Origin of the sequence: Bradyrhizobium sp. SZCCHNR2028 (genome assembly GCF_032380995.1) — a bacterium.
Classification (GTDB): domain Bacteria; phylum Pseudomonadota; class Alphaproteobacteria; order Rhizobiales; family Xanthobacteraceae; genus Bradyrhizobium.
Map to the genome: position 1 here is coordinate 1 of NZ_JAUHJF010000011.1, position 13138 is coordinate 13138.

Annotated in this window: 9 protein-coding genes and 1 tRNA gene; 6 read left to right on the forward strand and 4 right to left on the reverse strand. The window is 64.7% G+C overall.

Translation table 11 applies throughout. The annotated features are described in order from the left end of the window. Positions 1-431: 431 nt before the first annotated feature. Positions 432-2210 carry an acyl-CoA dehydrogenase gene (locus QX121_RS18335; protein ID WP_315812678.1) on the reverse strand — a complete coding sequence of 593 codons (1779 nt, stop codon included), beginning with the start codon at positions 2208-2210 and terminating at the stop codon, positions 432-434. Positions 2211-2498: 288 nt separating this feature from the next. On the opposite strand from QX121_RS18335, the gene QX121_RS18340 reads away from it, so the two are divergent. Continuing rightward, positions 2499-2573 (forward strand) — tRNA-Gln (locus tag QX121_RS18340). 268 nt (positions 2574-2841) lie between these two features. Here the strand turns inward: QX121_RS18340 and QX121_RS18345 are convergent. Continuing rightward, positions 2842-3843, reverse strand: coding sequence for a UDP-glucuronic acid decarboxylase family protein (locus QX121_RS18345; protein ID WP_315741074.1), 1002 nt, complete (start codon positions 3841-3843; stop codon positions 2842-2844). Positions 3844-4016: 173 nt separating this feature from the next. On the opposite strand from QX121_RS18345, the gene QX121_RS18350 reads away from it, so the two are divergent. Beyond that, positions 4017-5099, forward strand: a complete 1083-nt coding sequence (locus QX121_RS18350; protein ID WP_315812679.1) for a glycosyltransferase family protein — start codon at positions 4017-4019, stop codon at positions 5097-5099. Here QX121_RS18350 and QX121_RS18355 read toward each other — a convergent pair. Continuing rightward, positions 5044-6177, reverse strand: a complete 1134-nt coding sequence (locus QX121_RS18355; RefSeq protein WP_315812680.1) for a glycosyltransferase — start codon at positions 6175-6177, stop codon at positions 5044-5046. The genes QX121_RS18350 and QX121_RS18355 overlap by 56 nt on opposite strands. Next, positions 6174-7316 (reverse strand): glycosyltransferase, encoded by a 1143-nt coding sequence (locus tag QX121_RS18360; RefSeq protein WP_315812681.1) that lies wholly within the window; start codon positions 7314-7316, stop codon positions 6174-6176. The genes QX121_RS18355 and QX121_RS18360 overlap by 4 nt, the downstream gene beginning before the upstream one ends. Before the next feature lie 353 nt (positions 7317-7669). Between QX121_RS18360 and QX121_RS18365 the strand changes: the two genes are divergently transcribed. The 4 genes from QX121_RS18365 to QX121_RS18380 all read left to right on the forward strand — a co-directional run bounded on the left by QX121_RS18365 (position 7670) and on the right by QX121_RS18380 (position 13138). Beyond that, complete coding sequence (locus QX121_RS18365) at positions 7670-8923, forward strand: LptF/LptG family permease (RefSeq protein WP_315812682.1); 1254 nt, start codon at positions 7670-7672, stop codon at positions 8921-8923. A 44-nt stretch (positions 8924-8967) separates the two neighbouring features. Then, positions 8968-10173, forward strand: a complete 1206-nt coding sequence (locus QX121_RS18370; RefSeq protein ID WP_315812683.1) for a pyridoxal phosphate-dependent aminotransferase family protein — start codon at positions 8968-8970, stop codon at positions 10171-10173. A 76-nt stretch (positions 10174-10249) separates the two neighbouring features. Next, positions 10250-11467, forward strand: a complete 1218-nt coding sequence (locus QX121_RS18375; protein WP_315812684.1) for a radical SAM protein — start codon at positions 10250-10252, stop codon at positions 11465-11467. 135 nt (positions 11468-11602) lie between these two features. Beyond that, a complete protein-coding gene (locus QX121_RS18380; protein ID WP_315812685.1) occupies positions 11603-13138 on the forward strand; it encodes a B12-binding domain-containing radical SAM protein in 1536 nt (511 codons plus the stop codon).

The window sequence follows — 13138 nt, forward strand, 5'->3', positions numbered from 1 at the left end:
GGTGGTGTGGGAGGGGTGGAGTCGCGAGACTCCCCCCTATCCCGATCGGCCAGCGCCCGGCCTTCCCTGCGCCCTCCACTCGGTGAGGGCGGGTTTCGAGAGCATAGCTCGGGCGCGGAATGCGTCGCGAGGACGCGGATGCTCATCTCATCGCGACAGGCTGTTCGGATAGATGTTTGAGATGCGGATCAATGAAGCGGCGAACTCGGGACACCCTCCCCTGGAGGGGGAGGGTCGATCGCGCGCGTAGCGCGGGATCGGGGTGGGGTGATCTCTCCGTTGGCACAAGCATCCGCGGAGAGATCACCCCACCCCGCCTCACGCGTCGCTGCGCGCCCCGCGAGGCGACCCTCCAGGGGAGGGTGGGAGCCCGGCAGCGAGCTTTGGTGCGGGAGGCTGAACTCGCTGGTCTGGGTCGCGACGCTCGCCGCTCACGCCACCAGCACGGCCTCCGCCGCGAGCACGGCGTCGGCGCCGTCGGTGACGGTCTTTTCCAGGGACGGGGCCTGCACCGCGAAGGTCTCGGCGAAGAACCGGGCGAGCGCGACGTGACGCGCCCCCTCGGTCTCGTTCTCGCTGCGCGCGGCCAGCGCCTCGTTGGCCAGCATGCAGCCGCCGAGCGCCGAGCCGAACAGGCGCAGGTAAGGCGTGGCGCCGGCGAGCGCATCGTTCGGCGCGGTGCCGAGCTTGTCCAGCAGCCAGCGGCTGGAGCGGTCGAGCGCGCCGAGCGCCTCGCGCAGCTTGGCGCCAGTGGTGCCGAAGGCCGGATCGTTCGAGGCCTCGACGCGGCGGACGATCTCGGTGAGCTCGTCGAGCAGCTTGAACACCGAGGCGCCGCCGTTCGCACCCAGCTTGCGGGTGACGAGGTCGATCGCCTGGATGCCATTGGTGCCCTCGTAGATCGCGGTGATGCGCGCGTCGCGATAGTGCTGCGCGGCGCCGGTCTCCTCGATGAAGCCCATGCCGCCATGGATCTGCACGCCGAGATAGGCGACCTCGTTGCCGATGTCGGTGGAGAACGCCTTTGCGATCGGCGTCAGCAGCGCGCCGCGCGCGGCGGCTTCAGTGCGCACCGCCGGATCCTTGGCGCGCACGGACACGTCGAGCGCGACGGCGGTCGCGTAGCAGATCGAGCGAGACGCGGCGGTGAGGACGCGCATCTGCATCAGCATGCGCTTGACGTCGGGATGGGCGATGATCGCGTCCGAGCCAGTGCCCTTAGCTCCCACGGCGCGGCCCTGTTTGCGCTCCTGCGCGTAGGCCAGCGCCTGTTGATAGGCGCGATCGGCGACGCCGACACCTTCGAGGCCGACGCCGAGCCGCGCCTGGTTCATCATCGTGAACATGCAGCGCATGCCGGCGTTTTCTTCGCCAATGAGATAGCCGATGGCGCCGCCATTGTCGCCCATCGTCATGGTGCAGGTCGGCGAGGCGTGCATGCCGAGCTTGTGCTCGACGCCGGTGGCATAGATGTCGTTGCGGGCGCCGAGCGAGCCGTCGGCATTGACGAGGAATTTCGGGATCAGGAACAGCGAGATGCCCTTGGTGCCGGCCGGCGCATCCGGCAGCCGCGCGAGCACGAAATGCACGATGTTGTCGGTCATGTCGTGGTCGCCATAGGTGATGAAGATCTTGGCTCCGGTGACGCGGTAGCTGCCGTCCGCGGCCCGCTCGGCGCGGGTGCGCAAGGCGCCGACGTCGGAGCCGGCCTGCGGCTCGGTGAGCTGCATCGTGCCGGTCCATTCGCCGGAGATCAGCTTGCCGAGATAGATATCCTTCAGCTCCTCGCTGCCGTGGGCGTCGAGCGCCTCGATGGCCGACAAGGTCAGCAGCGGGCACAGGCCGAAGGCGACGTTGGCCGCGCTCCAGATCTCGGTGCAGGCGGCGTTGATGGCGAGCGGCAGGCCCTGGCCGCCATGCGCCTCGGGACCGGACACCGCGTTCCAGCCGGCCTCGGTCCAGCGCTTGTAGGCGTCCGGCCAGCCGGGCGCGGTGGTGACCTTCTTATCGGCGAGCTTGACGCCGTTCCTGTCGCCGATGTGGTTGAGCGGGGCGAGCACGTCGCTCGCGAATTTGCCGGCTTCCTCGAGCACGGCGGCGGTGATGTCGGGGTCGAAATCGCCGTAATGGCCGGCCTCGACCGCCGCCTTCAGCCCGGCGCCGTGGTTGAGGGCGAGCAGCATGTCGTTGAGCGGGGCGCGATAGGTCATGGCGTGTCCTCGGGGCTCGATGTGGCCGGTTTGGCCGCCGTCATCCCATGAAACCGGCCGGGTCTCAACTTTTTCGCGTGGCGCTGCGGCCGGGCGCCGCGGCGGCTTCCAACGAGCAGGATAAGGGCTTGCCGGCATTGACGAATTGGCCTGGGCGGCGGATCACCGGAGCGGCCTGCAAAATTCCTGCGGCGGCGCGGTTGAAATGGGCGGGCGCGCTCTGTAGACCACGGGCGCCGACCCGGAATCGCATGGCGCCCGCGCGCCACGCCGATCCGCCGGGCCTGATGGGGCGTAGCCAAGCGGTAAGGCAGCGGATTTTGATTCCGCCATTCGGAGGTTCGATCCCTCCCGCCCCAGCCAGATTTCTGAAGCGAAGTCAGTATTTTATATTTTCGCGATTTTGTTGTTCTGAAACTCTCAGGCGTCCCAGGAGTCTGGCCCTCCGAAGGCGGTTGCTGCGAAAAGATTGCCCTGCACTCTCATGATGCCCGCTTGTTTCTGGCAGCCAATTTACTTGGAGCTGAGCGAGAGTCTGTGCTCCGCCCAGCTCGTCTTGCCACTTCTCGCGCAGGCATCAGACGCTGGCGAGCGAGATTCCGTCGACCGATCCACACCGAGGCCCGTCACCTCAATCCGGGTCGTCCAGCAGGGATCGGCGGACAGCATCCTCGGACAGGAGCCGGTCGAAATAGGCGATGGTCCTGGTCAGGCCTTCGGTAAGGCCAATCCTCGGCTGCCATGACAGGACAGCTTCGGCGCACGCTATGTCGGGCCGTCGCCGACATGGATCATCCACCGGTCGCTTCCCGCATACGATGGCAGACCGCGAATTGCACAAGTCGATGATGGTCCTGGCGAGTTCCTGGATCGAGATCTCGGCGGGGTTGCCGAGATTGACCGGTCCGGTCACGTCGTCGGGGGTCGCGGCGAGGCGGACGAGCGCATCGACCATGTCGTCGACATAGCAGAACGATCGCGTCTGCGATCCGTTGCCATACAGGGTGATCGGCTTGCCGAGCAGCGCCTGGACGATGAAGTTCGAGACGACGCGCCCGTCGTGGGGGTGCATGCGAGGCCCGTAGGTATTGAAGATTCTGGCCACCTTGATCTGTAGTCGGTGCTGGCGCCAATAATCGAAGAACAGCGTCTCGGCGCAGCGCTTACCTTCATCATAACAGGACCTCGGACCGATCGGATTGACGTTGCCCCAATAATCCTCCGTCTGTGGGTGCTTCTCCGGGTCGCCGTAGACTTCCGAGGTCGAGGCCTGAAGGATCATGGCCTTGAGCCGCTTCGCCAGCCCTAGCATGTTGATGGCGCCGTGAACGCTGGTCTTGGTCGTCTGCACGGGATCGTGCTGGTAATGGACCGGCGAGGCGGGGCAGGCGAGGTTGTAGATGCTGTCGACCTCGACATAGAGAGGAAACGTCACGTCGTGCCGAAGCAGCTCGAAATTCCTATCGTCGAGAAGGGGCTCGATATTGCGGCGTGTGCCGGTGAAGAAATTGTCGACGCAGACGACCTGATGGCCGTCGGAAATCAGTCGCTCGCACAGATGCGAACCGATGAAGCCGGCGCCGCCCGTAACCAAACTGTTCTCGCTGATGCGCCTGGACGCTCTTCTCGACACGATCCTTGCTCGTTAGAATGTTCAGCAACCAATAACAACCATAAGATGAGTCGAAGGGCAAGGCGACGGTCCTGCGGGACTGTCGGCGCAAGGAATGAACGGGTCGATGGTGAATTGTCTTTCGCGGCGCTGGCCGCCGCTTCACCCGCCTGCCGGCGCGTCGGTCTGAAGTCATGGCGCGCATTCTCTATGGCGTGCATGGGACCGGCCGGGGGCACGCGATCCGCGCCTTGACCCTGGCTCAGCATTATTCCCAGCACGACTTCCTGTTCGTCTGTCATGGAGAAGCGGCGCGCCTGCTCGGGGGCCAATTCCGGGTATTCGAGTGTCCCAATCCGGTTACGCCCGTGGGCTCGCATCGGGTCGATGCTCCGGCGGCGTTGCTGCGTACCGCGGCGACACTCAGCAATGGCGCACATTGGCGCCGCCGGGTCGAGCAGGCGGCCGAGGCCTTCGTCCCGGACTTTGCCATGACCGACTACGAGTTCTTCGTGCCGCGGGTGGCGCGCAGGATAGGAGTGGCCTGCCTGTCGCTCGACAATCAACATGTCATCACCATGGGACGGATCACATGCCCTCTGGGCCAGATGTCGAGCCGGTTAGCGACGGCTGCGGCGGTCCGGCTTCTGTTCAGTTCGGCCGACCAGTACCTCGTCTGCAATTTCTTCGACGTTCCCGCGCGGGCGGCGAGCCCCTGGCTTCGGCAACTGCCGCCGCTGCTGCGGCGCGACGTCGTTGCGCGCCGGCCGACGACGGGTGACCACGTCGTCGCCTATCAGGGCTATCCGACGTTCCCGGCCTTCGTCGAGCATCTCGCCACGCTTGGCCGGCCTGTCCGCGTCTACGGCCTGGGCGAGCGCTGCAGCCTGGGTCGCGTCATCTTCAAGGCATTCGACGAGCAATCGTTTCTCGATGATCTGGCGTCCTGCGCCTTCGTCGTCTGCGGCGGTGGCCATACGCTCATCTCCGAGGCGCTGCATCTCGGCAAGCCGGTGTTGTCGATTCCGGTCCGTGGCGCCTTCGAGCAGTTTCTCAACGCGTACTATCTGGAGCGGCTCGGTTACGGCATGCGTGCCGATCTGGCGACTTTCTCGTCGCGGATCCTGCACGAATTCGAGGTGCGGCTGGAGAGCTATCGCGCCCGGATCGGTCACGGAGATTTCTGCGGCAACGATGCGGCCTTTGCTGCGATCGACGCGTTCATCGACGGCCGTTGGCGCCGCTCCCCGCGCTCCGGGCCTCGAGCACGGACTTGAACAGCGTTTCGTAGGCTTCGACCACGCGATCCGAGCCGTATTGCGACAGCGCGCGGATCGCGCCCGTCGCGGCAACGCGGGCCCGTTCCTCGGGATGGGCTATGACGTGGCCGATGACCTCGGCGAGCGCGTCGGGATTGCCGGGCGGCACCAGCCAGCCGTCGACGCCGGAGGTGATCAGGCTGCGAAGCCCATCGACCGGCGAGGTAATCACCGGTTTGCCCATGGCCATGGCCTCGAGGACCGCGAGCGGCAGACCCTCGAAATAAGTCGGATGAACGAAGATATCCATCGCGGCGATCCAGTCGCGAACGTTGCCGCGGTCGCCGGCGAAGACCACGTGATCGGCGATGCCGAGCGCGCGCGCCTGCTCCATGAGTTGCGCGCGATCGGGTCCGTCGCCGACCAGCCAGAGGCGAACGTCCGAACACGCCAGCTTTGCGAACGCCTCGAGGAGATCGGGGTGGGCCTTCTGTGGGTGCAACCGTGCGACCATGCCGAGGATGGTGGTGGCGCCGCCGCCATGGTCCCGGCGCAGGGCGGATGCTGCAACGGAACGGTCACGGTCGTCCGCATCGACCCCGTTCGGAATGACCTGAACCTGGTCGCGCCGGACACCTTCATGCGCGAGCGAGAAGGGAACGATTTCGGCGCTCTGGAAGGCCACGCGGTCGGCCCAGGCCGCGGTCTTGCGATCGAACCACAATTGCAGCCGCGGCTTGTCCGCGTAGCGGGCGGTCACAGTCGAGACAATCGGGGCGATGCCGGCGACGCGGGCGGCGGTACGTCCGATCAAATCGCCCCACGGGAGTTCGGTGTGGACGAGATCCGGCCGGCGCCGCCGCAATTCCGCGGCGAGGTGCCAAAGACCGATCAGGCCGTACAGGCGCGGCCGCCCGATGATCTCGACGCTGGCTCCGGCGGCGCGCATGGCAGCGACGACCTCTTCGTTGAATATCTCGTTGAGGCAAATGATGTGCTGGATGTGGCCGCGCGCCGTGAGGCCGGCCACCACGCTGCGCAGCATGGTTTGAGCTCCGCCGCGATCGAGATTGTCGAGGATATGAACGATCTTCATCGCAACGGGGCTCCCACGCGCAGTGCCGCGTCCTTCAGGCCGTCGCGATACAATGCCGCGTAGGCATCCGCCATGCCATCCAGTGAGAAATGCTCGCGAACGTGCCGCAAGCCTGCCTGGCCGATGTCGGCTGCCCGGGCGGGATCCGCCAGGATATCCATCATGCAGCGTGCAAGAGCGTCGGCGTCGCCCGGTCTGACCATCCAGCCGGTCTTGCCGTGGATCACCAGTTCGCGGATGGCGTCGACATCGGAAGCGACCACCGGCCGGCTCGCGGCCATGGCCTCCATCAGTGCATTGGGCATGCCTTCCCACAACGAGGGAAGCGCGAAGAGATCGATGGCATCGAGGATGTCGCGCACGTCGCGCCGGGTGCCCGCGAAGCGGACGAACGTCGTTATCCCGAGCTCGTCAGCTTCGCGCTCCAAGGCTGCTCGACACTCACCGTCGCCGACGAGCCACAGAACCGCGCCGGGGTAGCGCTCGCGAACGAGACGGAAGGCGCGCAACAGATATTGTTGTCCCTTGGACGGATGGAGGCGGGCGACGGTCGCGAGCACGGTCGCTTCCGCGGACGTCTGTAGTTCCCTGCGCACGTCGCCGGGTGGCCGGCGCGCCGTCGTGATCGAAACGCCATTGGGAATGTAGACGACTTGGCCTGCGCGTATACCCTCGTGGCGGATCGCAAACGGCACCGCCTCGCGGTCATTGAAGACGACCGCTCTGGCCAGATGTGCAGTGCGGCGATCAAGCCACCTCTGCCAGCTTGGTTTGTCGACGTTCCGGCCGCGGATGGTCGAAAAGATCGCCGGTACCCCCGTCAGCCATGCCAGCAAGCGGCCGATCATGTCGGAGGTCGGCAGTGCCGTCTGCACGACCTGTGCCGGCCAGGTCCGGAGCTCCTGCGCCAGGCGCAGCAATCCGGGTCCTGCCCACAGACGGCCTTCGCCGATGATTTGAACTTCGGCGTAAGGCGCCAGACGTTCGAGGATTTCGGGATGTGCGATTGCACGCATGCCGTAGACGCGCACTGCGAAACCGCGCGCGGCCAGCGCCGGCACCAGGAGAGTCAGCCAGTTCTGGGTCCCGCCGACACCAAGATCGTCGATGAAAATCGCGAGATTGATGAGCTTCTGCATTGCTGCTCAGTGAGCCTACGCTTCGTGACGACAGTACCGCGTCGGTCGGTTCCGTCGGCGGTTGGTCGGGGCGTCCACACGGCGGGGTCGGATGGCTGTGGACGTGGAAAATTGTCCAAAGACGTCATTGCCGCGAACCATTGACCGTATTCGGCCGCTGCCCGCAAGAGCGGCGCGAAATGTGGACGGCCGGCGGCGTTTTCATGACATGCTCGCCAAGATAGTATAATTTTCGTATGTCTAGTGTCGGCGGTAAGAGACAGTCGCCGGCAATACGGCTTTGGGGGCCGTGGTGGGAACGATTCCTAGGAAGGACCGTCCCCCCGGAGTGGAACTGCTGCCAGGGGCGAAGCGTGGTAGTTGGGGTCATTGACAGATATCTGACACGGCAGATTTTGCTCGCTTCGGCAGTCGCCGTTGCGGCTGTCGTCGCGCCGGTGATTCTGATCTCTCTGATCAGCCATCTGGGCGAAGAGGCGCTCTATACCAGCTTGGTGTGGCCCGCGCTCGCCAGCACTGGGCCGATGATCCTCTTCCATGTTCTCCCGGCGCTGGTTGCGATCGCGATCGTCTGGTCCTACGGCAGGTTTGCAGCAGATGGGATCCTGATCGTGATCTATTCGAGCGGTCGCTCGACCTTCGCTGCGCGGTTGCCGGGTTTTGCCGTCGCGTTCGCCGCGGTGGCGCTCGGCTATTTGCTGACCTGTTGGGTCGTTCCGCTAACCTCAGGGCATCTCCACGACGTGCTGTTCTCGCTGCGGCGCGGAGTAAATCCGGCGTTGCTCAAGGTCGGCGTTTTCAATCAGTTCGATCATGGTCGTCAGGTCTTCTATTTCAGGAACTACATCAAGGGCAATGAGCTGGCCGATGTCTTCATCCGGCAGGAGATGTCCGACGGCGAGGAGCGGGTCTTCAAAGCTCGTTACGCGGTGTTCGAAAGGCAGGGGGACGAAAGCGGCTTAGTGCTGCTCGACGGGACCGTTCAGAGCTTGCGGAACGGACAGTCGGAGGTCAGGGGCGTCGCCTATGCTCGTATATTCGTACCACTGAACGAATATGGCTTCGGAGGCGTCAAGCGTGACTATACGATCATCGACGAAGTGCCCCTGCAGGACTTCCTCGATGGCCGCTCCAAGGCCATGGCCGACCCGGGGACGGCGCGCGAATGGATTCATGAGGCTCTCAACCGCCTGGGAATCCCGATTCTCGCGCTCCTCCACACCTGGCTCGGCCTCGAACTGCTTCCCGTCTGGCGCAGCTTCGGCGACCGCCGAGGTCCGCGTGCCTTGCTCGTCTGCGCCGCGATCGGGGCGCTGCATTTCTTCATGGTGCTCACCATCGAGCAGACGCTGGTGGACTTGCGGACGACATGGGCGGTCGGCGGGCTCTTTCTGGCCGAGTTGGCGCTGGCACTCATCCTCGCCCTCAGGCGCCGCGGCGGGGCGATGGCCGCACCGTCCGCCACGCCCGCCGTTTCGATGCGGCTCGGAATGACCGGCGTGCCGGCGCTGCACGCCGGATTAGCTTTGTGGGACGGGGGCGCCGCCGTTCTTGCCAATGGACCGCACGATCAATTGCCGAACGCGATCGCGCCGCCGTGTCCTTGACAGGTAGTTCGGGCGACTCATCGATTACTTGGACGGATCGGCTTATGGACAACGGCGGAAACGGGATATTGGCGCGTGCAGATCGCCTCGGCAACTCGCTGGAGAGGCTGGCCGATTCGCGAACCAACCCGCTGAGCATCGTCGTCGATGATGTCGTGGACACCGTCACCGCTATGGTCGCAGGCCGCCGAACGTTGATGTTCGGTACCAACAGCTATCTTGGGCTCAACTTCAATCCGGCGTGCATCGAGGCCTCGGTCGAGGCTGCGCGACACTACGGGACGGGCTCCACGGCTTCGCGGGTCGCTGCAGGCAATCATCGTCTCCACGTGATGCTCGAGGAGGACATCGCGACCCTCTATGGTCGGCGCGACGCGGTGATTTTCAGCACGGGATTCATGGCCAATCTGGGCGTGACTTCGGCGCTCGCCCGCAAGGGCGACATGATTTTTGTCGATGCCCATTGCCACGCAAGCATATTCGATGCCTGTCGGTTGAGTGGCGCCCAGGTGGAGAGTTTCGCTCACAATGACCGCAGCGATCTCGACAGCCGATTTGTGCGCAGCAACGTCCCCGGACCGCAGACATTAGTGATCTGCGAGGGGCTCTACAGCGTTCGAGGCGACCTTGGCGAGCTCAAGGGGCTGACGGCCGTCGCGCGGCGCCATGGAGCGGTGGTCATCGTCGACGAGGCCCATTCGCTCGGCATCTATGGGCGCTACGGCCGCGGCATCGCCGAACATCTCGGCGTCGAAGCCAATGTCGATGTGATCGTCGGCACCTTCAGCAAGAGCCTTGGCGGAATCGGTGGCTACGCCGTGAGCGATTCGAGTGCGTTGCGCGCGCTGCGCTTCATGAGCAGGCCGTATCTCTACACCGCATCGCTCCCACCTCCGATTGTGGCGGCGGCGCGGCGGGCGCTTCACCTCATCGGAGGGGAGCCGAAATTGCGGGACGACCTCTGGCGCAACGCGCGAGCCATGCATGACGGCCTCGCCGGGATCGGCGTCCGGCCTTGCGCGGACCCCGGCCCCGTGGGGAGCATCCGGATGCCTGGGTTGGCCGCCGGCTATGAATTCTGGAAGGCACTGCTCGATCGCGGCATCTACGTCAATCTGCTGGTGCCGCCGGCGACACCCGACGGAGACGTGGTGTTGCGCTTCAGCGTCTCCGCTGCCCACACGCCGGATCAGATCCGGGCGGCGGTCGACGCCGTGGCCGAGGTGTCGAAGTTGGTGAAGCTGGCTTGATTGGAAGATGATGCTGGCGCCGCACGGCGTCGCGGCTTCGGATCGGGCTTGATGGGACGACGACGGTCGGGAAGTCATGGCAAAGACGAGCAGCCTGGGGATACTAACTGCGGCGCGCTACGCGCGACGAGTCCTTCCGCATCCATGGATCGCAACCAAGCTGATCCAGATGGAGGCTGACAAGCGGATTTTCAGCAAGTTCCGGATCAGTCGTGCGGAAGGCGAGGCCGGCAGGATTCGCCAAGCGAGCTTCCGTCTGACCGACCGCTGCAATCTGCGCTGCCATACCTGCGGCCAGTGGGGCGACAATGGCTATCTGCTCAACTCCAGCCTCCGGAATCTGAAGGAGCGCGAGATCCCGACCGGTCGCTATCTCGAATTGCTGCACGACCTCGTCGACCATGGTCATGGCCCGCTGGTCTACTTCTGGGGCGGCGAGCCGATGCTCTATGACGGCATCCTCGACCTGATCGAGGGCGCTACCGAACTCGGGCTGCCGGTGAGCATCGCGACCAACGGTACGCGGGTGGCTGCCTCCGCCGAACGGCTGGCCAAGGCGCCGCTCTTCCTGTTGCAGGTGTCGGTCGACGGTCATCGCGCTGACCTGCACAATGCGCTGCGACCGGCCGCGGGCGGCGGCGGCGATAATTTCCACGAGCTTTGCCGCGGGCTGGATGCGGTCGCCGAGGCGCGGGCGAAGCATGGCCGCGGGCTGCCCTTCATCGCCGCCTTGACCGTGATCTCGCAGGCCAACTGCAAGCATCTGGTCGACATCTACGATGCCTTTCGGGACAAGGTCGATCTGTTTGTCTTCTATCTGTCATGGTGGATCGACCAGGGTAACGCGGAGGCGCACGAGAAGGATTTCTTTCGCCGCTTCGGCTTCTATCCGACCCGCCACCACGGCTGGGTCGGAAACTGGAAGCCCAGCAGCACGGAGGCGCTGGACGATCAGCTACAGGCGGTGATGGAACGATCGTCCGGCTGGTCATCGCCTGCGGTCGCGTTGATTCCGCCGATCTCCGGCTCTGACAAGCTGACGACGTATTACACCGATCACCAGGAGCACTTCGGCTATGACGAATGCGCGGCGATCTTCCAGGCGGTCGAGATCAACAGCAACGGCGATGTCTCGCCGTGCCGCGACTACCACGACTACGTCGTCGGCAACGTCAAGACGTCGACGATCACCGAATTATGGAATTCCGAGCCATACAGGAAGTTCCGGGCGAGCATCGGTCGCGACGGGCTCATGCCCGTCTGCGCCCGCTGTTGCGGTCTGATGGGATACTGAGCGGCGGCGGTCGGCAGGATCGGGAGGGAATTCATGGCAGCGACACGATGCAACGTCCTCCTCGTCTATCCTCGCTTCGATCTGACGTCGTTCTGGAGCCTGACGACGACGTGCCGGATTGCCGGCAAGCGGCGCATGGAGCCTCCGCTCGGCCTGATCACCGTCGCGGCGATGCTGCCGAAGGAATGGTCGGTCCGCCTCATCGATCGCAATGCGGAGGAGGTCGGCGAATGCGATCTCGCCTGGGCCGACATGGTCATGACCGGCGGCATGATCCCGCAGCGAGCCGACACGCTGCGCCTGATCGAACTCGGTCAATCCCGCGGCAAACCGGTCGTCGTCGGCGGGCCGGACATCACCTCCAGTCCGGATGCCTACAGTCATGCGGACTTTCGCATGCCGGGTGAGGTCGAAGCGACGATGGCCGCCTTCATAGAGTCCTGGAATGCGGGCGAGCGCCGCGGGCTGTTCGAGGCGGAGAAATTCACCGTCGATGTGACCAGGAGCCCGCCCCCGCGTTTTGACCTTCTCAAGCTCGACCATTATCTGGCTTTGTCCGTCCAGTTTTCGCGGGGCTGTCCGTTCATCTGCGAGTTCTGCGACATCATCGAGCTCTACGGACGGGTGCCGCGCGCCAAGACCGTTGAACAGTTGCTCGGCGAGCTGGAGAATCTCTACCGGCTCGGTTATCGCGGCCATGTCGATTTCGTCGACGACAATCTGATCGGCAACAAGAAAGCGGTGAAGCAGTTTCTGCCGCATCTCTGTGCCTGGCAAAAGGCGCACGGCTATCCCTTCACGTTCAGCACGCAGGCCTCGATCAACCTCGCCGACGACGACGTCCTCCTGCACTTGATGCGCGACGCGAATTTCGGGGCGGTCTTCATTGGGATCGAAAGCCCCAACGAGGACGCACTGCTGTCCACCCAGAAGAAGCAGAATATGCGGCGCAATCTCGCCGACTGCGTCCACAAGGTCTACCGTGCCGGAATGTTCGTGACCGCAGGTTTCGTGGTTGGATTCGACAACGAACACGAGCGGATCGCCGACGAGATGGTCTCCTGCATCGAAACGGCCGGGCTGCCGATCTGTATGGTCGGCCTGCTGACCGCGCTGCCGCAGACCCAGCTCTCGCGACGACTCGAACGCGAGGGGCGGCTGAACCCTGACGTCGATTTCAGCTTCGTCAGCAGCGCCGATGGCGGCGATCAATGCACCGAGGGCCTCAATTTCCGAACCGCCCGGGCGCGGCGCGACGTGTTGGGCGACTACCGCTCGATATTGGAACGGGTCAATCGGCCTGCGGCCTTCTTCGGCCGGATCCGGGCGGTCGCCCGCCTGCTGGTCCCGGCTCGCATCAATGCCTCGGTGCCCTGGCGGGTGGTTTTGAACGATGCGGCGACGGTCGTGCGCCTGCTCTGGTTCGTGGCCGCGCGGCGGCCGGACCTCCTGAGCGGATTCCTTGCGACCATCGCCGAATGCGCAATCCGCAATCCGAGGGCGCTCAAACAGGTGGTCTCGCTATTTCTACTCTACCTCCATGTTGGGCCGTTCTCCAAAGAGGTGATCGCAAGCCTGAACCGGCAGATCGGATCAATCGATGCCGGCCTTGCGCGGCGGCATGAACCGCCGGTGGCGATCGGTCAGGCGGCGGTCCGATCGGGCCTCTGA

Excerpts from the sequence above, each read along its gene's own strand:
- QX121_RS18350 (WP_315812679.1), top strand. The coding sequence starts at position 4,017 with ATGGCGCGCATTCTCTATGGCGTGCATGGGACCGGCCGGGGGCACGCG.
- QX121_RS18370 (WP_315812683.1), top strand. The coding sequence starts at position 8,968 with ATGGACAACGGCGGAAACGGGATATTGGCGCGTGCAGATCGCCTCGGC.
- QX121_RS18375 (WP_315812684.1), top strand. The coding sequence starts at position 10,250 with ATGGCAAAGACGAGCAGCCTGGGGATACTAACTGCGGCGCGCTACGCG.
- QX121_RS18360 (WP_315812681.1), bottom strand. The coding sequence starts at position 7,316 with ATGCAGAAGCTCATCAATCTCGCGATTTTCATCGACGATCTTGGTGTC.
- QX121_RS18335 (WP_315812678.1), bottom strand. The coding sequence starts at position 2,210 with ATGACCTATCGCGCCCCGCTCAACGACATGCTGCTCGCCCTCAACCAC.
- QX121_RS18355 (WP_315812680.1), bottom strand. The coding sequence starts at position 6,177 with ATGAAGATCGTTCATATCCTCGACAATCTCGATCGCGGCGGAGCTCAA.
- QX121_RS18380 (WP_315812685.1), top strand. The coding sequence starts at position 11,603 with ATGGAGCCTCCGCTCGGCCTGATCACCGTCGCGGCGATGCTGCCGAAG.